The following is a 25,005-nucleotide window of genomic DNA, read 5'->3' on the forward strand; positions in this document are numbered from 1 at the left end:
AAAGCGTCGCTACGTTCAGAATTCTGTTCCGCTGCGCCCTTCAACTGAGGTCGCGGCATGGATCCTCGGGTCTCCGCGACGTCGCTTCGCTCCTGCTCCGCCCGTGGATGACGAAGTTGCGAGGCTTCGGCCAATCCCAAACCCGTTGCATGCAGCATCACCGCCTAGCCCGAAATGGCCTGCCTAGCCTTCGCCTCCAGCCATTCGGCCATCTGCCGGTAAGGCACCGGGCCGTGGCTGATGCGGGCGACACCCAGTTCCGCCAGTCGCTGACGCGGCGGCACATGCGCCAGCGCGATGATATTGACCGGCAACGCGATTGCCTTGCAAAGCGTCTCGATCAGGTCCTCATCGCCAAGACCCGGCGCAAAGAAGCCGTGTGCGCCGGCTTTTTCGAAGGCCTGCGCGCGCTCGATGGCCTGGTCGAGCAGGACGTCGTCATGCGCATCCGGTTTCGCCTTGAGGAAGATGTCGGTTCGAGCGTTGATGAACGCCGGTATGCCGGAAGCCTTGACGGCCGCCGCAGCAGCTTCGATGCGCTTTACCTGGACAGAAATGTCATGCAGGCCGCTGCCACCGACGATCTGGTCTTCGAAGTTGAAACCAACAGCGCCGGCCCGCAGCGCCAACGTTACCGTTCTCGCGACGATTTCCGGATCGACGCCGTAGCCGCCCTCGAGGTCCATGGTCACCGGCAGGTCGACGGCAGTGACGATGCGCTTGATGTTGTCGAGCGCCAGCTCCAGCGGGATTTTCTCGCCATCGGCATAGCCGAAGGCGGCCGCCACCGGCCAGCTTCCGGTGGCGATCGCCTTGGCGCCCGCTTTCTCGACGATCTTGGCCGAACCCGGATCCCAGACGTTGTAGAGAACGATCGGGTTTCCCTTGACGTGGAGGGAATGGAACGTCCGCGCACGCTCGATCTGCTCGGTCATGATTGTTTTCTCGTCTTCCTGCTGTTGATGAACATTCTAAGCGCCATAGCCGGTTCTGGCGATGTACCATGAGGCGCAGAAGCGACAGCCACCGCAGGCTTTTCAAATCAGTTGCGCATCCGGTTTTTCGCGGCTATGGATTTCGCCATGAACATGCGTTCGATCAAGACCATTTGGTGGTGGGCCTGCTGACAGCGGCCTGTTCGAACACGTGCGCGTGAAAAGAGAGGGTGGCCGCAACGGAAAGTCCGGGCGGCCATTTGTTTTTTCCAAGCCATTCCCGGGTCCGTTGCCCAAGAAGCTGATGGAGACGGCAATGACGATGAAGGTTCTGGAAAACGGCGCGGAAAGTTTCGTGACCGCGGGTGGCATAACCATCACGCGCGCGCGCCACGACCGGCCCTATGCAGGTGCGATTGACGCCTATGTCGACGGCCTGAATTCGCGCCGCGGTGCGGTGTTTTCCTCCAATTATGAATATCCCGGCCGCTACACGCGCTGGGACACCGCCATCATCGATCCGCCGCTGGTCGTCTCGGCGCGCGGCCGTGCCATGCGCATCGAGGCGCTGAACCGCCGTGGCGAGACGCTGTTGCCGGTCATCGGCAAGACGCTGGGCGACCTCGCCGACGTCACCATCGCCGAGACGTCGGAGAAACTGATCCGCCTCGACGTCGCCAAGCCCGGCCGTGTCTTCACTGAAGAGGAGCGCAGCCGCGTGCCTTCGGTATTTACGGTCCTGCGCGCCATCACCGCTCTGTTCAAGACCGAGGAAGACGCCAACCTCGGCCTCTACGGCGCCTTCGGCTACGACCTCGCCTTCCAGTTCGACCCGGTCGACTACAAGCTCGAGCGCAAGCCAAGCCAGCGCGATCTGGTGCTTTTCCTGCCCGACGAGATCCTGGTCGTCGACCACTATTCGGCCAAGGCCTGGACCGACCGCTACGACTATGCCGGCGACGGGTTTTCAACCGAAGGGCTGCCGCGCGACGAAATCGCCGAGCCGTTCAAGAGCCCCGACCGCATCCCGCCGCGCGGCGACCACGAACCCGGCGAATACGCCGATCTGGTGCGCAAGGCGATGGATTCGTTCAAGCGGGGCGACCTGTTCGAGGTCGTGCCCGGCCAGATGTTCTACGAGCGCTGCGAAACGCAGCCATCCGAGATTTCGCGCAAGCTGAAGGCAATCAACCCCTCGCCCTATTCCTTCTTCATCAATCTGGGCGAAGGCGAATACCTGATCGGCGCCTCGCCCGAAATGTTCGTTCGCGTCAACGGCCGCCGCGTCGAGACCTGCCCGATCTCGGGCACCATCAAGCGCGGCGACGATGCCATTTCGGACTCCGAGCAGATCCTGAAACTGCTCAACTCGAAGAAGGACGAATCCGAGCTGACCATGTGCTCGGACGTCGACCGCAACGACAAGTCGCGGGTCTGCGAGCCGGGTTCGGTGCGCGTCATCGGCCGCCGGCAGATCGAGATGTATTCGCGCCTGATCCACACCGTCGACCACATCGAAGGCCGGCTGCGCGAAGGCATGGATGCCTTCGATGCCTTCCTGTCGCATGCCTGGGCGGTCACCGTCACCGGCGCGCCGAAACTGTGGGCCATGCGCTTCATCGAACAGAACGAGAAGAGCCCGCGCGCCTGGTATGGCGGTGCGATCGGCATGGTCAATTTCAACGGCGACATGAACACCGGCCTGACGCTCCGCACCATCCGTATCAAAGACGGCATTGCCGAAGTGCGGGCCGGTGCCACATTGCTGTTCGACAGCATTCCCGAGGAAGAAGAAGCCGAAACCGAACTGAAGGCATCCGCCATGCTCTCCGCCATCCGCGACGCCAAGACCGGCAATTCCGCCAGCACCGAGCGCACCACCGCGCGCGTCGGCGACGGCGTCAACATCCTGCTGGTCGACCACGAGGATAGTTTCGTCCACACGCTGGCCAATTATTTCCGCCAGACCGGCGCCAACGTCTCGACCGTTCGCTCGCCGGTGCCGGAGGAAGTCTTCGACCGGCTGAAACCCGATCTCGTCGTGCTGTCGCCCGGCCCCGGCACGCCGAAGGACTTCGATTGCGCCGCAACCATCAAGAAGGCGCGCGCCCGCGAACTGCCGATCTTCGGCGTCTGCCTTGGCCTGCAGGCATTGGCCGAGGCCTATGGCGGTGAACTGCGGCAGCTGCACATACCGATGCACGGCAAGCCGTCGCGCATCCGCGTCTCCAAGCCCGGCATCATCTTCTCGGGCCTGCCCAAGGAAGTCACCGTCGGCCGCTACCACTCTATCTTCGCCGACCCGGTGCGCTTGCCCGACGATTTCATCGTCACCGCCGAGACCGAGGACGGCATCATCATGGCCTTCGAACACCGCAAGGAGCCGATCGCCGCGGTACAGTTTCACCCGGAATCGATCATGACGCTCGGCCACAATGCCGGCATGCGCATCATCGAGAACATCGTCGCCCACCTGCCCCGCAAGGCCAAGGAAAAGGCCGCCTGACGATCATGGCCGAAGCCGAGAACACGACGGCGATCGCGGCCAAGGCGGCCGCGAAGCGCAAGGTCGCCAATCTTGCCTTCTGGTCGATCATCATTGCCGCAATCGTGCTCGGCCTGAAACTCGTCGCCTGGTACGTCACCGGCTCCGTCGCGCTCTATTCGGACGCGCTGGAATCGATCGTCAACGTCATTGCCTCGGTTGCAGCCTTCTGGGCGATCCAGGTCAGCCACAAGCCGGCCGACCAGGACCACCCTTTCGGCCATCACAAGGCCGAGTATTTCTCGGCGGTGCTGGAAGGCGTGCTGATCGTGCTCGCCGCCCTTTTGATCCTCAACGAGGTCTGGCGCCACTGGCAGACCCCGGCACCGCTCGAACAGCCCTGGGAAGGTCTTGCCGTCAACGGCGTCGCTACAGTCATCAACGCCTTCTGGGCCTGGACGCTGATCCGCGCCGGCAGGGCGGAGAAGTCACCGGCGCTGGTTGCCGACGGCAACCACATCATGACCGACGTGGTCACCTCGATCGGCGTCTTCGGCGGCCTGGTCGGAGCGATCCTGACCGGCTGGCAGATTCTCGACCCGGCACTTGCCGTCCTCGTGGCGCTGAACATCCTGTGGCAGGGCTGGCACGTCATCGGTTCGTCGATGAACGGCCTGATGGACCGCGCCGTCGACACCCAGGAACACATGCGCATCCGCGACGTCATCTCGGCCAATTGCAAGGGCGCGCTGGAGGTGCACGACCTCAAGACGCGCATCGCCGGCCGCGCCACCTTCATCGAGTTTCATCTGGTCGTCGATGCCGACATGTCGGTCGGCGCCAGCCATGTCATCTGCGACCGCATAGAGGACGCGCTGAAGGCCGAAATCCCCTCGGTGCGCGTCACCATCCATGTCGAGCCCGACGACGAGGCCAAGCTCCCCAAGGGCACGACGGCCGTGCCGTTTGCGTGAGGCGGTCTCCCGTCACGACCTTGGAAAGTTAGCCAAAGCCCCTCGACTTCGTCATCCACGGGCGGAGCAGGAGCGAAGCTCCGTCGCGGAGACCCGAGGATCCATGCCGCGACCTTGGCCTCAGAGTGCAGCGGAACAGAATTCTGCACCGCAGCAGCGCTCGGATGTCACGGCATGGATCCTATGGTCTGCGCCGCGTCGCTTCGCTCCTTGCTCCGCCATAGGATGACGAAAACGCTGGGTGCTTACGGAGCGCATGCCGATTGCGGCATCGGCTGCAGCCGATAGACCTTGTCGTCGGATTTCGTCTTGCCGTCGACGGCCTTCGAACACAGGTCGACGATCGCGAGTGCACTGTTGGGATTTGCCAGCATCATTGTGCCATCGGCGCCACGCTTGAGGAAAATCTCCTTCTGCGCGATGTCGCAGGAGAAATCGCTCATCTTCGAACTGGCCGCGCAGCGCCACTGGTCGGCTTCGCCCTGGCAGGAATAAGTCTGCGTCACCTCAGCCGATTTCTGCTGTGTGGTGACGGTAACGGCAATGTCGGCGCCGTCTGGCCAGTTGGCGGCGTCGCCACCCGAGGCGAAGGACGCCAGCTCTACCTTGCCGCGGAAAACCCGGATCGACTTGGTGAGCTGATCGGGGTGCGAGCCGAGATGCGCTGCATCGTAGTCGCGCCCATAGCAGAATGTCTGGTCCGGCTTCAGCCGCTCGCGCAGTGGAACCCCGAGCGCAGGGGCGATCGGATCGATGCGCGCGAACTCGGCCTTGCAGGTCACCGCCGGCATCGGGTCGAGGCGGAAATTGTCGTCCTCCGAGCCGAGCGCCTGCCTGTCATACTCCGCTGCGCCAAGCTCCTCTTCCGATCCGGCATCGAGATAGATGTCGGGCTGCAGATCCGAGAGGAACAGCCGGCCCTTGTCGTCGACCTTCAGCGACGCAAGCGTCCGGTCGCATTCCATGCCGCAATGGATCGGGCCTGTCTTGCCGTCCTCGGATGCGTGATTGCACCAGCCGCCGGCCCATTCAGGCGCCTTGGCGCCGCGCACGGTGGTGGCGATGAAAGCATTGTAGGACGTGTCGGAATTCGCGGTCGGTTCCTCGTTCGGCCGGCTGACCGGATCATGGCCGTAGTAGAAGAAGATCCGCGCCACCTTCTGCTTCGGGTGCGCCTTGAGATGCCCCGCATCATAGACGCGGCCGAAACAGGCATCAGCGCCGTTCGGACTGAGTTCGGTGAGCTTCAGCGCATCGTCGGCGGAGGCCGGTCCGGCAAGCAAGCCAAGCAGCGCCGCGCCAAACCCGGCGCCGGCGACTGTCTTCCATTCCCCTGCCCTGAACGCCATGTGATCTCTCCTCCGCATCGACAGGACGCAACGTCAATTTATGCTAGTATTGCGGCCGCAGCCACGCAATTCGCGGCGGGCCGCCAAGCGAAGGAGGATGCCATGCGTCGGCGCGATATGTTTCGCGCGGTTCTTGCCGGAACCGGAACGCTTCTTGGTTTGCGGGCAGCACAGGCCGCCGCCACCGAGCCCACAAGGCAAAAAGTCGCCTACCACTTGAGCGACACCGACAAGGTCAATTTCGTGCTCGGCAACATCAAGAACCACTATGAGGGCACCGGCGGCAATGTCGACATCGTGCTGGTCGTGCATGGTCCGGCCTTGGCCAGCTTCAAGTCGAAGGGAATATCGGCCGCTATTTCCGGGCGCTTCGCCGGCCTGGTGCGGCAGGGGCTGGAATCCCATGCTTGCGCCAACACCATGCAAGGCATGGATATTTCGCTCCCCGACCTGCTCGCCGGGTTTCATGCCGCCGACAAGGGCGGCGTCGTCAAACTCGCCGAACTGCAAGGCCAAGGTTACGCCTATCTGCACCCGTAGAGCGGTTTGTTTGGCGCAAATTCCCCAAGGGAAAGCGCTACTCCTTTTCCCGGGAAACCGTTTCACACGTTTCCTTGAATTGCTCAAAGGCTTGAACACCGGGGTGGCAAGGGCCTACGAAGGACAGGCAGACGTCCCGGAGGAAGAACCGTGCCAGCCACCACACTCAGCATACCCGATCTTGCCGGCAAGGCAGTGCTGGTCACCGGTGCGTCGACCGGCATCGGAGCGGCGCTCGCGCTGGCCTATGCCGCGCAGAAATGCAAGGTGGCGCTGCACTACAATTCGAGTCAAGACGCCGCCGAGAAGCTCGGCCTGACGATTGCCGACAAGGGCGGCGAGGTGTTTCTCGTTCAGGGCGATTTCTCCGTTGCCGCCGATGTCGAACGCGTTGTCGAGGACAGCGCGAAGTTTTTCGGCCGCCTCGACGGGCTGGTCAACAATGCCGGCGGCATGCTTGGCCGCGTGCCCTATGCCGAGCAGACCGAGGCGCATTACGACGCGGTGATGGATCTCAACGCGCGTTCGGTGCTGACCGCCTCGCGCAAGGCGATCCCATGGCTGAAGAAACAGGGCGGCTTCATCGTCAACACCTCGTCGATCGCCGCGCGCAATGGCGCCGGCGGCGGCGCCGGACTTTATGGCTCGGCCAAGGCTTTCGTCTCCAATGTGACGCGCGGCATGGCCAAGGAGCTGATCGGCTTCGGCATCCGCGTCAACGCGGTGGCGCCCGGCACTATCCTGACGCCGTTCCACGAGCGCTATTCGACCGACGAGCAGATGAAGGGCATGATCGCTACCATTCCGCAGGGGCGTGCCGGCACGGCGCAGGATTGCGTCGGCGCCTATCTGTTCCTGTCTTCCGATCTTCTGAGCGGCTACATCACCGGCCAGGTGATCGAGGTGAATGGCGGCCAGTTGATGCCTTGAGCGGCTATCGGCATACTGGCGATCTGCACGCTCTTGTCGAAACCTCAAAGGGAGACAACGGAATGTACGGACTGATCGGCAAGATGCGGGCGGCGCGCGGCCAGCGTGACGCGGTCATCGACCTCCTGCGCGCCAGCACCGGCGCCCTGCCGGGTTGCCTGAACTACATCATCGCCCGCGACCCCGCGGATGCCGATGCGATCTGGGTCACGGAAGTGTGGACCGACGCCGAAAGCCACAAAGCCTCGCTGCAGCTTCCCGAAGTCCAGGCAACGATCGCCAGGGCGCGGCCGTTCATCGCCGGCTTTGAATTTCAGGTCGAAACCCACCCTGTCGGCGGCTTCGGCCTGGCCGACGGCAAGACGGGGTGAGTTCGATGCCAACTTTGAGGAGCAACCTTTGACGCAGACAGTAAACATTCGCGATGCGAAAGCCCATCTGTCGCGCCTTGTGAGACGTGCAGCCCAAGGCGAGTCGTTTGTTATTGCCAAAGCCGGCAAGCCGTTGGCCAGAATCGTGCCGATCGAACAACCGGCTCTGCAGGCGCGACGGGTCGGTTTTATGGCCGGCCAGTTTTCCGTCCCCGACGATTTCGACCGCATGGGTCGCAATGAGATCGAGCAACGGTTCGACGCCGGCTTATGAAACCTGTTACTCGACACCTGGACGGGTGAAACAATAGTTTTCTATGAACCGCGGTTCGCATTTTTCGCCCTGCGGGTCTAAGAGCGAAACATGGATTCCTCGGCCGAGCAGCCCTCCCCGGACCTGCCCACACTCGAGCGCATGGCGCGGATGCGCAAGCTCTGGCAGTGGCTTGCCCTGCTGGTTGTTTCTCTCCTGTTTGCCGGCGCGCTGGAACTCGCCACCCTGCCGGCGGCGTTGCTGATCGGGCCGATGCTGGCGGCCATCGTCGCCGGCACCAATGGCGCCACGGTGCGTGTGCCGCGCCTTCTGTTCGGCGCCGCCCAGGCGATCGTCGGCTGCCTCGTCGCCAGCTCGATCTCGGCCGACATCTTTCCAGTCTTCTACCGGGAATGGCCGCTGTTTCTCGGTGTCGTGGTGGCCACCGTCACGGCCTCCAGCCTGCTCGGTTGGCTGATCAGCCGCTGGCGCATCCTGCCCGGCACCACCGCCGTCTGGGGTTCGTCGCCGGGCGCGGCCACCGCCATGGTGCTGATGGCCGGTGCGTTCGGCGCCGACCAGCGTCTCGTCGCCTTCATGCAATATCTGCGCGTCATCTTCGTCTCGATGACGGCAGCGCTCGTTGCCAAGATGTGGGTCGACACGTCGGGCGTCGAAATCCCCGCCCTCATCTGGTTTCCGCCGATCGATGCTCAAGCCTTCGCCGCCACCATCGGCGTCGCAGTCGTAGGCGGCCTGGCGGGGAAGCTGTGCCGGCTGCCCTCGCCCTTCTTCCTCGGCACCTTTATCTTCGGCACCGTCGTCCATCTCGGCTTGGGCGTGGAAATGCAATTGCCGCAATGGCTGCTGGCCGTCAGCTACGCCATGGTCGGCTGGTCGATCGGCCTGAATTTCACCAGGGCGATCCTGCGCCATGCGACGCGCGCGCTGCCGCAGATCATCGCCTCGATCGTGGCGCTGATCGCCTTTTGCGGCGGCCTTGCCTTCATGATCAGCCATCTCCTGGGCATCGATCCGCTGACCGCTTATCTGGCGACCAGCCCTGGCGGCATGGACAGCATCGCCATCATCGCCGCCGCAGCGCAGAACGTCGACATCTCCTTCGTCATGGCCCTGCAGTCGGCACGCTTCCTGATCGTGCTGTTGGTCGGCCCGAGCGTCGCGCGGCTGGTGGCGAGAAGCGTCAGGCAATAGGCAAAACCGACGCCAGAGACGGTCATAAGCCGCGGATTATTCCTCGCCGCCCTCATCCTCGCTTTGCGCGTCGCGGCGCCAGTAGGCGGTGACCAGGTGCCGGTTGCGCGATAGGTTCCATTGCTTGCGCACGATCTTGCGGATCTCCCGGAAATCGCCGAATTCGCATCCGGCCCAGACATAAAGACCGTCGGCAAGCGCCATGTGGCTGCGCTCCCGCAAGGCGGCTGGCAACAGGCCGGCGGTGCCGGCCTCTCGGCCGTGCCGGTAGAGCCAGGTGATATCGATATTGTCCCCTTGCGCCAGCGCGATCCGGTCATCCGGGCCATCGACCTCGATCAGTGCCTCGGCGCGGGTTGACGCCGGCAAATGCTCCAAAATCCGGCCGATGGCTGGCAGTGCGGTGTCGTCGCCGAGCAGAAGCAAGGTCTGCGCCACCGGGGCGTCGCCGCCACCGGGTCCGATCATGCCGATCACGTCTCCTGCCTGTGCGCTTTGCGCGAAGGCGGCGGCGGGCGTCTCCTGGCCTGGATGCAACACGAAATCGACGTCGAGCCAACCGCTTGCGGCGTCCACCGCCCGGATCGTGTAGACCCGCACGGCAAGCGCATCGTCGCCAGAAGGCCAGACGATCAAGCCGTCAGCGCCCATCGTCGGCCAAACCAGCCGGCGGCCAGGCGGCGGCAGCAGCAGCCGCATGTGCAGGCCGCCATGGGTAAATCGGCCGAGATCCTTGCCGGCGAAGCGCAGGCGCTGCATGTGCGCCGATATCCGCGTTGACGACATCACCGCGATCTCGCGGAAGAAGACCGGCGTACCGGCGTCGCTGCCGTCACCTTGCCAATGGATGCCCTTGGTCGTGCCGAGATGTTCGGCGACATGGCCGGCGACCGTCATCTTCATGTAGGACAGGCAGGTTTCGTCTGTCGCCGCGACCCGGATCAGCACGCTTTCATCATCAAGCGTAGCGCTCAACGAGCCGTAGTAGAGGCGGAGCTCCCACTGGTCGGCAACGCCAGTGTCAATCTCGAATTCGCTGTGCTCTGCGCGCAGCCGGTCCATCACCAACCTGATCGCCGCGTCGCTGATCCGGGTTTGCGCGTTCAGTTGGTCCATCGCTCAGTCCTTCGCAACAATTCGGCAAGCGCCGCAGCGCCACCGCCGTCAGCGACATGCCACAGCCGCTGCGGCGTTTCCACATAAACTTGATTATAAAATTCATATTTAGCGATGAACGCCTACCGCGCAGCAAGCCGCTCGGGAAGAAAGTCGACGAAGACGCGCACCTTCGGCGACAGATGGCGATTGGAGGGCCACAGCATCCGGAACTGGCCACGGCCGTCGACATGACCGTCGAGGACGGTACGCAGTCTGTCTTCGTGCAGCGCCTCGCGCACCAGGAAATCCGGCATGCAGGCGATGCCGAGCCCGGCGAGCGTGGCGCCTTTCAACGCCTCCATGTTGTTGCATGTCAGCATCGAGCGTATCTGCGGTTCGGCGCTTCCGGTAGTGAACGGCCACTCCAGCAGCCTGCCGCTGTTCAGGAAGCGGAAGTTTATGCCGAAATGCCTGGTGAGATCAGCCGGCACGCTGGGGGCGCCATGGCGGTCGAGGTAGGAGGGCGCCGCGCACAGCAGCATGCGAAAGGGCGCAACGGGTCTCGACACAAGGCGCGAATCCGGCAGTTCGCCACTACGGATCGCGACATCGATGCCCTCGTCGATGACGTCGACGATCCGGTCGTTGAAATCGATGTCGAGCTCAATCTCGGGATAGCGGGCCATGAACTCCGACAGCACCGGCAGCAGCAGATGATAGGTGACGATCGGGGTGGATATGCGCAGCCGCCCACGCGGTGTTTCCCGTGTCCGCGACAGCATCGCCTCGGCATCGCCGATGTCGTCGAGGATCCGGCGCACCCGCTCGTTGAACAGTCTGCCCTCTTCCGTCAGGCCAATCCGCCGCGTGCTGCGCTGCAGGAGCCGCACGCCGAGCTCCTGTTCGAGCCGCGCGACGCTCTTGCCGACGGCGGAAGCCGAGATGCCGAGCGCCCGCCCTGCAGCGACGAAACTGCCGAATTCGGCGGTGCGGACGAAGGCCAGGAGCCCGTTGAGACGATCCATCGTGTCATTCCATTCGAGCGTTTCAGTCCGATATACCAGGAGATATAACACCATTTTTCCTGAAATGCCGACGACCTATCTTGTCGTCACGACCGGATCCGCAAACGCGCGGCCGACCGGCGAGTGCTGTTTCAGATAGGGAAATCCATGACTTCTAGGACCACAACCGGCTCTGCCGAGAGATGGCTCGTGCTCTTGTCCGTTTGCCTTGCCGCGATGACGATGCCCTTGACCTTCACCGGTCCGGCCGTCGCTCTGTCGCGCATCGCGGCCGATCTCGGCGGCAGTCCGATCGAGCTCAACTGGGTGACAAACGCCTTCATGCTGACCTTCGGCGCCACCCTGATGGCGTCGGGCGCTCTGGCCGACAACCAGGGCCGCAAGCGTCTCTTCCTCGTCGGCCTCTCCCTCTATGTCCTGGCGTCGCTGGGCGCGATGCTGGCGCCGGACATCATCTGGTTCGACATTTTCCGGGCCGCGCAGGGGATCGGCAGTGCGGCCGCCTTCGCTGGCGGCGCCTCGGCACTCGCCCAGGAATTCGAAGGGCCATTGCGGCTGCGCGCCTTCAGCTTTCTCGGCACCAGTTTCGGCATCGGCCTCGCCTTCGGCCCGATTGCGTCGGGCCTGCTTATCTCTGCATTCGGCTGGCGGTCGATCTTTATTCTGGTTGCAGCACTCGCGATTGCCGCCGCCATGCTCGGCCTGCGCACCATCAGGGAATCGCGAGATCCGGATGCGACTGGCCTCGACTGGGCGGGAGCCGGCACCTTCACGATCGCGCTGGCGTCGCTGACCTATGGCGTGCTCCAGGCCCCGCAGCGCGGCTGGGCCGATCCCCTTGTCGTCACCCTTCTGGCCGCTTCTGTCATCTGTTTTGTCGCCTTCGTCTTTGTCGAGCGGCGCGCACAACGGCCGATGCTTGACCTCACGCTGTTTGCCTATCCCCGCTTCGTCGGCGTCCAGTTTCTGGCTGCGGCACCCGCTTACGCCTTCGTCGTCCTGCTCGTCCTGTTGCCGATCCGCTTCATCGGCATCGAGGGCATGAGCGAGATCAAGGCCGGGCAATTGATGATCTGCCTATCAGGCCCGCTGCTGATCCTGCCGATGCTCGCCGGACAGCTGGCGCGCTGGATCGCGCCGGCCACGATCTGCGGCGTCGGCCTGCTTGTCGCTGCCGCCGGGCTTGTCTGGCTGAGCCTGACACCACCGGTCGATAGTGCGCTGGTGGCGCCGCTGATGCTGATCGGCGTCGGCATCGCCCTGCCCTGGGGATTGATGGACGGGCTTGCCGTCAGTGTCGTGCCGAGAGAGCGCGCCGGCATGGCGGTCGGCATCTTCAACACCACCCGCGTCGCCTGCGAGGGTGTGGCGCTCGCGATCGTCATGGCGACCCTTTCCGGCTTTACCGCCGCGCAGCTCGCCTCACAAGGAATGGCATCTTCGACGGAGGCAGCGGCCGCAGCCCAGCTGCTGGTGACCGGCAATCTCGGCGAAGCAGCACAACATCTGCCCCAGGCCGGAGCTATCGTTCTGGTCCAGGCCTACGAGACGGCGTTCGACAGGCTGCTGATCGTGCTGGCGGCAATCACCGTCATGACCGCCATCGTCGTCTTCCTTGGCCTGCGTCGCGGATCGGCTTCAGGTGAAAGTGTCGACGTCCAGGCAGTGCCGCAGGAAGGGTAGCAGTCAGCGGACGGCCCCCGCTATCAATCGAGCCTGTGCATCAGGTCCTCATCCAGCCAGCGGCCGAAGAAATAGACCAGTTGCTTGTGCCACCACGGCCAGTCGTGGCTGACATCGCCACCCCAATAATCGACCCAGGCGGGAATGGACTTGTCGCGCAGGATTTGTTCCAACCTGCGCGTCTCGACCAGCATCCGCTCTTCCCATGCGCCCTGCCCGCAGCAGAAGATCAGCCTGAGCGCCTTCAGCCGGGTCAGCAGTTTGGGATCGACGATGCCGGGCAGATAGTCCAGCGGCGAGTTGTAGAAAATGTCGCCCTCGAGCGCTTTGCCGAAGAAGTCGCGCGCCGAATAGACGCCCGACAGCGCGATGACGCCGCTGGCAAGTTCGGGAAAGCGGAAGACGAAGTTCGACGAGTGATAGCCGCCCATCGAACAGCCCGAGAACAGCGGCTTCAGCTTGCGGCCGCCATTGGCCTGCTCGGCTGCGGACAGGAACTCCGGCAGCGCCTCCTCGCGCACATAGCGGAAATAGGCTTCGTGGCGGGCGATGCGATGGGCCGCGTCGGCATGCTTGTCGAAGAAGGATTCCGAATCGACGCCGTCGACCGTGAACAGCTGGATGCGGCCGGTGTCGATGAATTCGGCCAGTGCGCCTACGCCGCCGGAATCCTCGAACTGGTAGAACCGGCCCTGCGAGGTCGGAAACACCACCACCGGCCGGCCGGCATGGCCGTAGCGCTTGTATTCCATGTCGCGGCCGAGCTGGCTCGAGAAATTCTTGTGATAGGAAATGTCCATCGCCTCACGCCTTTTCCGCGTGGATATAGGCGACTGCCTCGCGCAACGCTGCTTCGTCCTTCGAGCGCATCTGATAGGCGTAATTTCCCATGGCGCGGCTGAAAACCTCTTCGATGGCCTGATGGTGGACGATCTTGTCGCGGTGCGCGGCTAGCACGTCCTCATGGCTGTGCAAATAGTGGAGGCGTCGCTTGCGGCTGGCATAGGCGGTGAAGTATTTGCCCTCGTAAGGGCCGCCGGCGGCATCTCTGACCACCATATCGGCCCATGCCGCATAGACGTCGACGTCGAACGTATAGTTGATCGCATCGGTCATCCAGGCGCCGGGCGGGCGCATGTTGACCTCCAGCGCGATGACCCGGTCGTCCTTGGTCTCGAACAGCTCGATGTGGAAGAAGCGTTCGCGCACGTCGAACGCCTTCAGTATTTTGCGGCCGGCCTCCTCGATCGCCGGTCTAACCTTGGGAAAGCAGGTGTAGCTCATGTGGCGGTCCTTGTTGACCACCTCCATGATGCTCTGGTCATAGCGGTGGCTGGCCGCCAGCACCACCTCGCCGTCGCGGTTGACCAGCCCGTCATAAGTCACCACCAGTCCCTCGATAAACTGCTCCATGACGAAGGTCACGTCCTCGGGCTTGTCCCGGAAGAACTGGTCGAGCTCTTTGGCGTTGGAGATCTTGAAGGTGTTCGATGCGCCGGAACCGCTGTCGGGCTTGACCACCACCGGATAGCCGACGCGCCGGATGAAAGTCATGGCCCCGGCACGGTCGGAGCATTTGCGCTGCGCGATGGTGTCGACGCCACTCTTGCGGAAGAAGGCGCGCATGCGGCTCTTGCGCTTCAGATTCTTCACGAAATCGAGCTTGGTGCCGTAGATGTTGAAGTCGGAGCGGATGTTGGCTTCCAGCTCCAGCCAATGTTCATTGAGCGATTCGAAACGGTCGATGCGGCCCCATTTGTGGATGAAATGCCCCATCGCCCGGAACACCGGATCGTAGTCTTCCATGTCGGCGACACGGTAATATTCTGAAAGCGCCGCCTTCAGCTTGGCGTCGAGTGCGTCATAGGGTGCGTCGCCGATGCCGAGCACCCTGGCTCCGGCCTTCTTCAAACGGTCGCAGAAATCCGCGCCGTTGGCGGGAAAATGCGGCGAGAAGAACACGAAATTCATGGACAACCCCATCGCAACCCGTCGATGCCCAAGTCTGGCGCATTTGCAGCGCCTGGGGAAGGGCACGTGCGGTGGGGACAATATCCAGCAAGATCCGGCCAGCAATGCCAAGGCACCGAACTCGGGTTCCCTCGGAGCCTTCGGCGCGTTGGCTGACGGAGCATCAAACGAAAAACCCGCCTGTGCGGCGGGTCACTGGCGCAGATCAGCACCATGGACGAATATGTACCATAGCTGAGGTCACCGAGTCAAGAAAACATTCCTATCGTGGAAAGCTGCCGGCACAAAAGCTGCCAACACTGCCGAACTCGCAGTCATCAGCATTACTCGCAATGCGGCCCCACTTGCCTCCCACAAGCCGCTCCTATATGAGATCAGCCATGAACACGCGCACCACCAACGCTTCCCGTCCGACCGGTTTTTCCGGCGAGACCGTGCGCGCGCTGGCTTCGACCCTGCTTCTTCTCGGCCTTATCGGCGATCGCCGGGTTCGCTGAAGGAGCGCCCGGCGGTCGAACCGCCGCGCAAGCGCATGCTCCTTGGCAATCACATCAAGCGAACGAAATTCTGGTAAAGGCGCCGCTCGCCATCAATCCACCTGAGGGTGGATCCATGAGCCGCCGGGAGAAAAGACGATGAACGCACGAGAAGAGATCCGTTCCGATGCCGCGGTAGCCGGCAAGGATGCGGAACGAAGCATCCAGAACAAGGGCATGTCCGACGCAGCCCGCAAATATCAGCCCTATCCGACCGTCGGCCTCACCGACCGCACATGGCCCTCGAAGGTCATCGACAAGGCGCCGATCTGGTGCTCGGTCGACCTGCGCGACGGCAACCAGGCGCTGATCGATCCGATGGGCCATGAGCGCAAGGCACGCATGTTCGGCCTGCTGCTCGACATGGGCTTCAAGGAGATCGAGATCGGCTTCCCGTCGGCCTCGCAGACCGATTTCGACTTTGCCCGCTGGTGCATCGAGGAAGGCAACGTGCCCGCCGATGTCTCGCTGCAGGTGCTGGTGCAGTGCCGGCCGGAGCTGATCACCCGCACCTTCGAGGCGCTGAAGGGCGCCACCAACCCGATCGTCCATTTCTACAATTCGACCAGCGAGCTGCAGCGTCGCGTCGTCTTCGAAAAGGACGTCGGCGGCATCAAGCGGATCGCCACCGACGCCGCCAAGATGATCACCGACATGGCGGCCAAGGCCGGCGGAGGCTTTCGCTTCGAGTATTCGCCGGAGAGCTTTACCGGCACCGAACTCGAAGTGGCGCTGGAGATCTGCAACGCCGTCACCGAGATCGTCAGGCCGACGGCGGACAACAAGCTGATCGTCAACCTGCCCTCGACGGTCGAGATGTCGACACCCAACATCTATGCCGACCGCATCGAGTGGATGTGCCGCAACCTCGACAACCGGGAGAACCTGCTGGTCTCGCTGCATCCGCACAATGACCGCGGCACCGGCATCGCCACCACCGAACTCGGCCTGATGGCCGGCGCCGACCGTGTCGAAGGCACGCTGTTCGGCAATGGCGAGCGCACCGGCAATGTCGACATCGTCACGCTGGCGCTGAACATGTACACGCAAGGTGTCGATCCGTTGATCGACTGCTCCGACATCAACCGGATGAAGGACGTCTACGAATATTCGAACCAGTTGAAGATCCCCGAGCGCCACCCCTATGTCGGCGAACTCGTCTACACCGCCTTTTCCGGTTCGCACCAGGATGCCATCAACAAGGGCATGAAGGCGCTGAAGAAGGCCAATACGAGCCTGTGGGAAGTGCCCTATCTGCCGATCGATCCGGCCGATGTCGGCCGCAGCTATGAAGCCATCATCCGCATCAACTCGCAGTCCGGCAAGGGTGGCATCGCTTATGTGCTGCAGGCCGATTACGGCCTCAACTTGCCGCGCAATCTGCAGATCGAATTTAGCCAGGAAATCCAGGCGATCACCGACGCCGAGGGCAAGGAAGTGCCGGCCAGGCGTATCTACGAGCGCTTTCTCGAGACCTATGTCGATCAGCCGGCCGCGCGGCTGAAATTCCTCGATCACCACACCTATCCCAGCACCGAAATCAAGGGCCGGCGCGTCGTCGAGGCGGTCATCCTGGACAATGGCAAGGAAGTGACGATCTCCGGCACAGGCACCGGTCCGATCGACGGCTTCGTCGATGCGCTGTCGCGCCATGTCGGCGTCGAGATGTCGGTGCTCGACTATTCCGAGCACTCGATGCAGCGCGGCTCGAACGCGTCAGCCATTTCGTATGTCGAGATGGAGTATCCCCAGGGCAAGCTGTTCGGCGCCGGCATCAACACCAACATCGTCGCCGCCTCACTGGAGGCGGTGATGTCTGCCGCGAACCGTATCGTCGGTAAAAAAGCCGGCTGACGCCCGACGGGAACAAAGATCGGAACCCTCCCAACCTGGTGAACGGTTCCGATCTTTCGGGCCATTAACCACCGCGGAATTATCCGGTGGGTACGTGATCGCATAACGGGGTGTATACTTGTGTGGTGGTGCGGGACCTATATGATCGCGCCTCAACCTGTGCCGACTTCGAGAGGATCGACACTTGCAGCATGCCACGCCTGCCGCCCCCGCAGTGCGCGAGACACTGGAGCGACTGCTTGCCAGCCAAACGTTCGGCCGATCCGAACGCGCGCGCAAGCTGCTGCGTTATCTTGTCGAACGTGAACAGGCCGGCGAAGCCGACAGGCTCAAGGGCTTTTCCATTGCCATGGATGTTTTCGGCAAGGACGGCGACTTCGATCCGTCCACCGATGCCGTGGTGCGTGTGCAGGCAGGCAGGCTGCGCGAGCTTCTGCAGCACTATTTTGCCAATGAGGGAATTGCCGAGCCGGTCCGCATCGCCATTCCGCGCGGCGGCTATGTTCCTGCCTATGAATTGAACGCGATCCGCCTGCCGGATATTGCCGAGGCTGTTCCCGAACTCAGGCTGGACGGCGTCGTATCCGCCGATCGGTCCAACGAAGCCGGCACGGGCATGCTGGACGCGATGTCTCTGGCTTCCGTACCGATTTCGCCTGCCCCCTCGGTGGCGCGCCATCTCCGCTTTTTCTGGATGGCGATCGCCTTGGTCATCGCCATGCTGGGCGTACTGATCCTTCGCCAGGGCAGCACTGCCTTGCTGGCAGGCGGCGACATCTCGGCAACGCCGGAGATCGCTGGCGCAAGCGCAAGCGTCACGGCATCGGCAAGGGCTGACGCCCTTCCGCAAGTCTATATCGGACTCAAGGCTGACGGCCCCGACGCCAGCCGTGTCGCCGCATCGCTGCGCGCCGGCCTGAGTGGCTTCGATACCATCGACTTCATCGGCCGCGACACCGTCGGCGATCCGGCTGACGACGCTGCGAGCTTCATATTCGACGTCCTGCCCGGACCGGACGCGGGCGACATCACGATCGAACTGCAAAGCATGGCGTCCGGACGGGTGCTTCTATCGCGCAATCTCACCCCCGCCGACAGCGCACCTGCCGCGGTCGAAGACCGTATCGCCGACATGCTGAGCTCGGCACTCCCCGCCTCCGGCACCATCTACAACTATATCGAGCAGACCGGCACGCCAAACGGCCTGACGCAATGTCTGCTGCTCAACGGCAAATATTATCTCGACCAGAACGCCAGGACCCATGAGGCAGCCTACCGTTGCCTCGAGAAGCTGGCCAATGGTGGAACCAAGTCCTCGCTCGTCTATTCGGAACTTGCTTCCCTGCATCTCGAGGCGGTGTCCGATCATTACGCCTATCCGCCCAATGCGACGATTGAGACAGCCGTCGAGTTTGCCCATCGCGGCGTGCAGATGGGTCCGACCAGCCCTTATGCGCATCGCTCCTACGGCTATGTCAGTTCGCGCCTCGGCAATACGGACGAAGCGATCCGCTGGATGCGCAAGGCCTATGAACTCAACCCCTACGACCTCGGCATGGCCGCCGCTTACGGCTACGGGCTGATCTTCGCCGGACGATATGCCGAGGGAACGCCGATCCTCGATCATGCGGCGGAGACCTTCAGCGGGCACCCGACATGGTGGGACTACGGGCTGTTCGTTGGTGAGTTCATGCTCGGCGACATGAACAAGGCGGTCGCGGCCAGCATGGCACTGAGAACGACGGCAACGAAATCACACTATCTGGCGGCGCGGCTGGTCGGCGCCAAGGCTGCCGGACAGGACCATCTGGTGAGCACGCTGCTGAAACAGCTGACCACCGAGTTCCCCAAATTTGCCGCCGATCCACGGGCGACTTTCGTCGAGCGGAAATATCCGGCCGACCTGACCGACCGGCTGGTCCAGGCACTCCGCGCTGCCGGGCTCGGCAGCCCAAGCTGACACCATCGACGTCCGCGCACTGGCTGCGCCGCGTCCCGATGGATTTCCTGCGCTCCGATCGCCGATTGCCGATTGGTGGCCAAGTTCTGTACACAACCGTACAAATCGCGAAAATTTTACTGGTCATCACGTTGGACTAGGAGCAATTCAGCCATCATTGGTGTCGCGCATTCTGCAATAACAAAAAAATCAGCTTTCATGACCGCATCACTTTTTGCCGCCGAAGAGGGTGTTGGCTCGAAGGCCATCGTCCTGCTGCACGGTTTCGGCGGCTGCCATGATGTATGGCGCGAGGTGATTTCCGCCCTGACGCCTTCCACGCATACGCTGGCCTATGATCTGCCTGGGTATGGGATGTCGCTCGATTTTCCCGCCGCCGGTCCGGCCAGGGTGGCGGCCAAGGCCGTGCTCGCCGATCTCTCTGAGCGTCGCCTGAAGCGCGTTCATCTCGTGGGCCACTCGATGGGCGGTGCCGTGGCGGCGCTGATGGCGCTGGCCGAGCCTGAAAAGATAGCCTCGCTGACGCTTCTGGCGCCGGGCGGCCTTGGCCCCGAAATCAATGGACCGCTATTGCGCCGCTATGCCGAAGCCTCGGATCGGTCCGAGATCCGCTCCTGCCTCGCCGTCATGTCGGGACCTTCAGCCCCGCCACTCGAACATATGGTGGACACCCTTTGGGAAATGCGCAGGCGACCCGGCCAACTCGAAAAGCTGGTCGAGATCGCAGCCGCCATGACCGTGGACGGTCGGCAAGGCGTCATCCCGCACGATCGCCTCGATGGACTGAACATGCCAGTGATGGTGGCATGGGGAACCAACGATGCGGTGCTGCCCTTTACCCAGGCGGATGACCTGCCGGCGCATTTTCACGTGCACCACGTGCTGGAGGCCGGCCATATGCTGGCTGAGGAAGCCCCCGGCCTTGTTGCCGAGATCATTCGCCGCAACACCAATCGTCGCGCCGGGCCACATCGCCAGAAATTCGCCGCAGCAGCCAGCTGACCTTTTTCGCACGACAACCTTCCTGGGCACCCCGGGGGCCGTCGATCTCGCCAGTGCATTTTGCCGGCGGCTGTGTTAACCCGGTGTTAACCAAACCCACGAGGCAGACGCCGATGAAGGAAGCAGGCGAGAAGACCATCGACCAGTCCAAGAAACTGTCCGATGCCATCCGTGATGTCAAAAATGCCTTCGCCGACCGCGACGACGTCGTCGTCGACATGCGCGAGGCGCATCGCATGCGCCTCGATCTGCTCGCCGCCGAACTGGCACCGGTTTTTGCCGATGTTCCGGCCGACATGGACAATTTCGACTTTGTCGTCTCGTCCGGCTTGCAGCCGCGCTTGTGGATCGACGCCATCAGTCATGTCGCCATGGGGCGCGACCGCCGGACCTATCGCTTCCTCAAGGACACCCGTATCGGCCGGGTGGTGCTTGCCGAATCCACCGAGATGAAGCCGGTTGCCCATTCCGTGACACGCTATGTCGCGGAGCGCATTGTCGAGCGTCAGAGGATGCTGGAAGGCGGCGTCGAACCGGCCGTCGCCGGCATGAAACGTGCCTATGTGCCGGAAGCCGAACCGCCGCTGCGCGCGACGGCGCGCGGCAAACGCTGGTCGGCCTTTCTGTCCGGGCTTGGCCTTGTGGCTGCCGGTGCCCTGGTCGGTCTTCTCGTGTCCATCGTCCTGTTCTGGGACCGCATCGTCGCCATGGTAGTCAGCTTGCGGCCATAGCGGCGCCAGTCACGGCACCGAGTTCCAGCGTCTGCAGATCGGATGGCGGCATGGACGGCCCGGTCAGGCCGCGCCGCGTCAGCCGGATCCGCCAGTTGCCCGTCTCGCCGTCAATGTCGAACAGATTGTACTGCGCCGCCGGGTTCTTGCCGCCCGGCGCCTGGCCGGCGGCGGCGACGCCGACCGCTGGAATCCTGACGCCGCGACCGCCGATGAAGAACAGCGACGGCAGATGTGAATGGCCGTGCAGGACAAGGTCGGCGCCGTGGCGGCGAATGATCTTGTTGAAGCGGGCAATGCCGAACAGCCGCTTGTGCTGCGGGACCGCGCCGCGCACCGGCGGATGATGGATCATGATGGCGCGGAACAGCCCCTGTCCGGCGGTATCCCCGAGGATTTTGCCGAGCCGCTTCGCTTGGCCTTCCATGAAGAAACCATTGGCCATGAAGGGTGCCGTGGCGCGCGCTGTCGAGACACCGATCAGCGCGACGTTGCCGCGCACGCGCAGATAGGGAAATGCGTTACGATCGACCGGCGTGTTGACGCCGTCGCCGCTCATCCACGCCGCCCAGGATCGGCAGACCTTGTCGAAGGCGCCTGGCACATAGGCGTCGTGGTTGCCCGGAACGACCGAAACATCATGCGCCGGCCCCAGCGTCTCCAACCAGTGCCTGGCCATCTCGATCTCGCCGTCGAGCGCCAGATTGACCAGGTCGCCGGTGACGGCGAGGTGGTCAGGCGTGTTCGCCTTGATGTCGGCGACGATCGTGTCAATCACCGCATCATGCATATGGCGGCGGCGGTTGCGCTGCCAGTTGACATAGCCGAGCACGCGCTTGGAGGCGAGATCGCGATAGGATACATCGGGGAGCGGCCCCAGATGGACATCGGAAATATGCGCGAGCCTGAACATACAACCTTCATAGGCGACCCGCGCGCGGCTTTCCACCCACGGTTTCGCTATCAATGACGAGCCCTGAAGATGCCTTCCGCCAGACCGGCTGGCCAGGTTTGAGGGCCAGGCTGTTCCATCTCTATTTCGTGCTGCGGAGGCCGATGACGCTTGGCGTGCGCGGCTTGATCCACGACAGGGCGTCCAGGTCCGTCTTCCTTATTCGCCATACCTATGTACCGGGCTGGCAGCTTCCCGGCGGCGGCGTCGAAGTCGGCGAGACGATGAACGAGGCACTGGCCCGTGAACTGGCCGAGGAAGGCAACATCGCTCTCACCGCCCCGCCGGTGCTCAAATCGATGCATTTCAACCGCCGCTCCAGCCGCCGCGACCATGTCGGCTTTTATTTGCTCGAGCATTTCAGCCAGACGGCGCCGAAGCTGCCGGACCACGAAATCGCCGAAGCCGGCTTCTTCCCGCTCGACGGCTTGCCGCAGGGCACGACGCCGGCGACGCTGCGCCGGATCGCCGAGGTTTTTGACGGCGAGCAGCCCTCGCCCTACTGGTAGATCAGGCTGCCGCTTTCTCGAAGCGCGCCCGGTCATGCCGTGCGGCATAATCCAGATCCGGTCCGACAGGCACGATCCGCGTCGGATTGATTGTCTGGTGGCTGCCGTAATAATGCGCCTTGATATGATGCAGATTCACCGTCCCGGCCACATCAGGCACCTGATAGAGATCGCGCAGATAGTTGGACAGGTTCGGGTAGTCGGCGATACGGCGCAGATTGCATTTGAAATGGCCGACATAGACCGGATCGAAGCGCACCAGCGTGGTGAACAGCCGCCAGTCGGCTTCGGTGATACGATCGCCGACGAGATAGCGCTGCTTCGACAGCCGCTCCTCCAGCGTATCCAGCGCTGTGAACAATTCACCGAACGCCTCTTCATAGGCACGTTGCGTGGTGGCGAAGCCGGCGCGATAGACGCCGTTGTTGACCGCGGGATAGACCAGCGCATTGATCCGATCGATCTCGCCGCGCAACGCCTTCGGATAGAAATCGAGGCTGGCGTCGCCCCATTCGTCGAAGGCTGAATTCAGCATGCGGATGATTTCGGAAGACTCATTGGAGACGATGGTCTGCTCCTTTTTGTCCCACAGCACCGGCACCGTCACCCGGCCCGAATAGGCGGGATCGGCCTTGGCATAGATCTGGTGCAGGAAGTCGAGGCCGTAAAGCGTGTCGCCCGTGGCGCCGTCCTCAGCCACGAACGTCCAGCCGTTGGCGCCCATGAAATGATGCACCACCGACACCGATATGACGCCTTCCAGCTTCTTCAGCGCGCGAAAGATCAACGTCCGGTGGGCCCACGGACAGGCAAGCGAGACATAGAGGTGATAGCGGCCGGGCTCGGCCTTGAAACCGCGCGTCCGGCCTTCAGCCGGCTTGCCGTCAACAGTGATCCAGTCGCGCCATTGCGACTGCGTCCGCACGAAGCTGCCACCATTGTCCGCCGTATCATACCAGCGATCCTGCCATCTTCCTTCAACCAGCAATCCCATGCAAATCTCCTTGCGTCCTGTTGGTTGATGTAGGCACAAGGCTGCCCTGTCGAAGACGTCAGGTGCTGAACAGACCGTCACTTGGCAGAAATGACGGACAAAAACGGCCGATTGCAGCGGCGGGAAATTGATGCTAGCGGACAATCCGCATGTTCGACTTTGCTTTGATCCGGTTTGACCGACGACGAAAGGGCGCCCGCGCTTGATGAAGCGCTGACTGGCGAATGCTGCCGTTTGCAGCAAACCTCTCCTCCTTGTATCGGACCGCAACGACCATGAGCCTTGCCGACGTGAAATACCTGCCGGAAACCCCGGCGCACGACCCCGAGATCGAAGCCATCAACGACGAAGCCTTCGGGCCCGGCCGCTTTGTGCTGGCCGCTTACAAGATCCGTGAAGCCGGAGGGCACGAGCGCTCGCTGTCCTTTGTCGCCGTCGACGGCGACCTTGTCGTCGCCTCGGTGCGCATGACCCGCATCGCCGCCGGCGCCGGCCGCGCATTGATGCTCGGGCCGCTCGCGGTGCGGCCGGCCTTCAAGAATCTCGGCATCGGCCGCCGGCTGGTGGCGATCGCGCTGGAGGCCGCCGCCCGGGCCGGCGCACCTGCCGTAATGCTGGTCGGTGACGAGCCCTATTACGGGCCGCTCGGTTTCAAGCGGATTCCGCGCGGCCAGATTTCGATGCCGCGCCCCGTCGATCTCGACCGGCTGCTGTCGCACGAGATCGCGCCGGGCGCGGTAGCCAGGCTCTTGGGCGAGGTCGGCCACGCCGATCAGGCCAGGGTGGCCGATCCTACCGCGGCGATGGCTTGACCTTTCCCTTCGATCTGGCGCCTGATCCATCCCACTGTTCCCGAGATCAAAGGATGACGCCATGAACCCGAACGGCCAGATCGCGATCGTCACCGGCGGCGGCTCCGGCCTTGGCGAGGCAACGGCGCGCGCGCTGGCGGCCAAGGGCGCCCGCGTCGCCATCTTCGATGTCGGTATCGATCGCGCGGCCAAGGTCGCGGCCGAGATCGGCGGTATAGCCGTCCAGTGCGACGTCAGCAGCGCCGACAGCGGGACCGCTGCCCTCGCCGACGTTACGGCCAAGCTTGGCCAGCCACGGATCCTGGTCAACTGCGCCGGCATCGCCATCGGCGTGAAGACGATCGGCAAGGATGGTCCCCACCCCCTTGATCAGTATCGCAAGGTGATCGAGGTCAATCTGATCGGCACGTTCAACATGATCCGCCTCGTTGCCGAGCGCGCGTCGAAGCTCGAGCCGCTGCAGGGCGGCGAGCGCGGCGTCATCGTCAACACCGCTTCGGTTGCCGCTTATGATGGCCAGATCGGTCAGGCCGCCTATGCGGCTTCCAAGGGCGGCGTCGTCGGCATGACGCTGCCGGTGGCGCGCGATCTTGCCCGTTCCGGCATCCGCGTCTGCACCATCGCACCCGGCATCTTCAAGACGCCTATGATGGCCGGCATGCCGCAGGAAGTTCAGGATTCGCTGGGCGCCGCCGTGCCATTCCCGTCGCGCCTGGGCGAACCATCCGAATATGCCGCTCTCGCCCTGCACATCGTCGAGAACCAGATGCTGAACGGCGAGACCATTCGTCTCGACGGCGCCATTCGCATGGCGCCGAAATAGAAG

The 25,005-nt window shown here is 63.2% G+C and carries 23 protein-coding genes; 15 read left to right on the forward strand and 8 right to left on the reverse strand.

Annotated elements, in window-relative coordinates; translation table 11 throughout:
• Positions 1-164: 164 nt before the first annotated feature.
• A complete protein-coding gene (locus tag NKI21_RS07270) occupies positions 165-935 on the reverse strand; it encodes an isocitrate lyase/PEP mutase family protein (RefSeq protein ID WP_352865061.1) in 771 nt (256 codons plus the stop codon).
• A 316-nt stretch (positions 936-1,251) separates the two neighbouring features.
• Here NKI21_RS07270 and NKI21_RS07275 point away from each other — a divergent pair, with 316 nt between their 5' ends.
• Together NKI21_RS07275 and NKI21_RS07280 are read left to right on the forward strand one after the other, a co-directional pair.
• A complete protein-coding gene (locus tag NKI21_RS07275) occupies positions 1,252-3,441 on the forward strand; it encodes an anthranilate synthase (RefSeq protein WP_352440350.1) in 2,190 nt (729 codons plus the stop codon).
• A 5-nt stretch (positions 3,442-3,446) separates the two neighbouring features.
• Positions 3,447-4,394, forward strand: coding sequence for a cation diffusion facilitator family transporter (locus NKI21_RS07280; protein ID WP_352440349.1), 948 nt, complete (start codon positions 3,447-3,449; stop codon positions 4,392-4,394).
• 245 nt (positions 4,395-4,639) lie between these two features.
• On the opposite strand, the gene NKI21_RS07285 is transcribed toward NKI21_RS07280, so the two are convergent.
• A complete protein-coding gene (locus NKI21_RS07285) occupies positions 4,640-5,743 on the reverse strand; it encodes a hypothetical protein (RefSeq protein WP_352440348.1) in 1,104 nt (367 codons plus the stop codon).
• 102 nt (positions 5,744-5,845) lie between these two features.
• Between NKI21_RS07285 and NKI21_RS07290 the strand changes: the two genes are divergently transcribed.
• From NKI21_RS07290 to NKI21_RS07310, 5 genes are all read left to right on the forward strand, one after another.
• Positions 5,846-6,283 (forward strand): DsrE family protein, encoded by a 438-nt coding sequence (locus NKI21_RS07290; protein ID WP_023809884.1) that lies wholly within the window; start codon positions 5,846-5,848, stop codon positions 6,281-6,283.
• Between the two features lie 150 nt (positions 6,284-6,433).
• On the forward strand, positions 6,434-7,213 hold the full coding sequence (locus tag NKI21_RS07295; RefSeq protein ID WP_352440347.1) for an SDR family NAD(P)-dependent oxidoreductase: 780 nt from the start codon (positions 6,434-6,436) through the stop codon (positions 7,211-7,213).
• Positions 7,214-7,275: 62 nt separating this feature from the next.
• The gene (locus tag NKI21_RS07300) at positions 7,276-7,584 is read left to right on the forward strand and encodes a putative quinol monooxygenase (protein WP_352440346.1); all 309 of its coding nucleotides are present in this window, start codon (positions 7,276-7,278) and stop codon (positions 7,582-7,584) included.
• Between the two features lie 28 nt (positions 7,585-7,612).
• Positions 7,613-7,858 carry a type II toxin-antitoxin system Phd/YefM family antitoxin gene (locus tag NKI21_RS07305; RefSeq protein ID WP_023809887.1) on the forward strand — a complete coding sequence of 82 codons (246 nt, stop codon included), beginning with the start codon at positions 7,613-7,615 and terminating at the stop codon, positions 7,856-7,858.
• 90 nt (positions 7,859-7,948) lie between these two features.
• Entirely contained in the window at positions 7,949-9,052 is a 1,104-nt protein-coding gene (locus NKI21_RS07310; RefSeq protein WP_352440345.1) for an AbrB family transcriptional regulator, read from the forward strand.
• A gap of 36 nt (positions 9,053-9,088) precedes the next feature.
• On the opposite strand, the gene NKI21_RS07315 is transcribed toward NKI21_RS07310, so the two are convergent.
• On the reverse strand, positions 9,089-10,168 hold the full coding sequence (locus tag NKI21_RS07315) for an SIP domain-containing protein (RefSeq protein WP_352440344.1): 1,080 nt from the start codon (positions 10,166-10,168) through the stop codon (positions 9,089-9,091).
• A 122-nt stretch (positions 10,169-10,290) separates the two neighbouring features.
• Positions 10,291-11,175: a LysR family transcriptional regulator gene (locus tag NKI21_RS07320; RefSeq protein WP_352440343.1), complete on the reverse strand. Its 885-nt coding sequence runs from the start codon at positions 11,173-11,175 to the stop codon at positions 10,291-10,293.
• Positions 11,176-11,322: 147 nt separating this feature from the next.
• Here NKI21_RS07320 and NKI21_RS07325 point away from each other — a divergent pair, with 147 nt between their 5' ends.
• Positions 11,323-12,858 carry an MFS transporter gene (locus NKI21_RS07325; protein ID WP_352440342.1) on the forward strand — a complete coding sequence of 512 codons (1,536 nt, stop codon included), beginning with the start codon at positions 11,323-11,325 and terminating at the stop codon, positions 12,856-12,858.
• Between the two features lie 23 nt (positions 12,859-12,881).
• On the opposite strand, the gene NKI21_RS07330 is transcribed toward NKI21_RS07325, so the two are convergent.
• Together NKI21_RS07330 and NKI21_RS07335 are read right to left on the reverse strand one after the other, a co-directional pair.
• Positions 12,882-13,658: an esterase family protein gene (locus NKI21_RS07330; protein ID WP_023809891.1), complete on the reverse strand. Its 777-nt coding sequence runs from the start codon at positions 13,656-13,658 to the stop codon at positions 12,882-12,884.
• 4 nt (positions 13,659-13,662) lie between these two features.
• A complete protein-coding gene (locus tag NKI21_RS07335) occupies positions 13,663-14,829 on the reverse strand; it encodes an ATP-grasp domain-containing protein (protein ID WP_023809892.1) in 1,167 nt (388 codons plus the stop codon).
• Positions 14,830-15,542: 713 nt separating this feature from the next.
• Between NKI21_RS07335 and leuA the strand changes: the two genes are divergently transcribed.
• The 4 genes from leuA to NKI21_RS07355 all read left to right on the forward strand — a co-directional run bounded on the left by leuA (position 15,543) and on the right by NKI21_RS07355 (position 20,912).
• Positions 15,543-17,219, forward strand: a complete 1,677-nt coding sequence (leuA, locus tag NKI21_RS07340; RefSeq protein WP_023809894.1) for a 2-isopropylmalate synthase — start codon at positions 15,543-15,545, stop codon at positions 17,217-17,219.
• 184 nt (positions 17,220-17,403) lie between these two features.
• On the forward strand, positions 17,404-19,179 hold the full coding sequence (locus tag NKI21_RS07345) for a tetratricopeptide repeat protein (protein WP_023809895.1): 1,776 nt from the start codon (positions 17,404-17,406) through the stop codon (positions 19,177-19,179).
• A 198-nt stretch (positions 19,180-19,377) separates the two neighbouring features.
• Positions 19,378-20,181 carry an alpha/beta fold hydrolase gene (locus NKI21_RS07350; protein WP_352440341.1) on the forward strand — a complete coding sequence of 268 codons (804 nt, stop codon included), beginning with the start codon at positions 19,378-19,380 and terminating at the stop codon, positions 20,179-20,181.
• Positions 20,182-20,294: 113 nt separating this feature from the next.
• A complete protein-coding gene (locus NKI21_RS07355) occupies positions 20,295-20,912 on the forward strand; it encodes a hypothetical protein (RefSeq protein ID WP_023809897.1) in 618 nt (205 codons plus the stop codon).
• On the opposite strand, the gene NKI21_RS07360 is transcribed toward NKI21_RS07355, so the two are convergent.
• A complete protein-coding gene (locus NKI21_RS07360) occupies positions 20,896-21,825 on the reverse strand; it encodes a metallophosphoesterase family protein (protein WP_023809898.1) in 930 nt (309 codons plus the stop codon). The two genes, NKI21_RS07355 and NKI21_RS07360, sit on opposite strands and share 17 nt — an antisense overlap.
• Positions 21,826-21,878: 53 nt before the next feature.
• Between NKI21_RS07360 and NKI21_RS07365 the strand changes: the two genes are divergently transcribed.
• Complete coding sequence (locus NKI21_RS07365) at positions 21,879-22,373, forward strand: NUDIX domain-containing protein (RefSeq protein WP_023809899.1); 495 nt, start codon at positions 21,879-21,881, stop codon at positions 22,371-22,373.
• A 1-nt stretch (position 22,374) separates the two neighbouring features.
• Here NKI21_RS07365 and NKI21_RS07370 read toward each other — a convergent pair whose 3' ends face one another.
• Entirely contained in the window at positions 22,375-23,367 is a 993-nt protein-coding gene (locus NKI21_RS07370; RefSeq protein WP_023809900.1) for a glutathione S-transferase family protein, read from the reverse strand.
• 275 nt (positions 23,368-23,642) lie between these two features.
• Between NKI21_RS07370 and NKI21_RS07375 the strand changes: the two genes are divergently transcribed.
• Positions 23,643-24,179: a GNAT family N-acetyltransferase gene (locus NKI21_RS07375; RefSeq protein ID WP_023809901.1), complete on the forward strand. Its 537-nt coding sequence runs from the start codon at positions 23,643-23,645 to the stop codon at positions 24,177-24,179.
• Positions 24,180-24,240: 61 nt separating this feature from the next.
• Entirely contained in the window at positions 24,241-25,002 is a 762-nt protein-coding gene (locus NKI21_RS07380) for a 3-hydroxyacyl-CoA dehydrogenase (protein ID WP_128303701.1), read from the forward strand.
• Positions 25,003-25,005: the final 3 nt, after the last annotated feature.

It is taken from the genome of Mesorhizobium sp. M0715 (genome assembly GCF_040320355.1).
Taxonomy (GTDB): Bacteria; Pseudomonadota; Alphaproteobacteria; order Rhizobiales; family Rhizobiaceae; genus Mesorhizobium.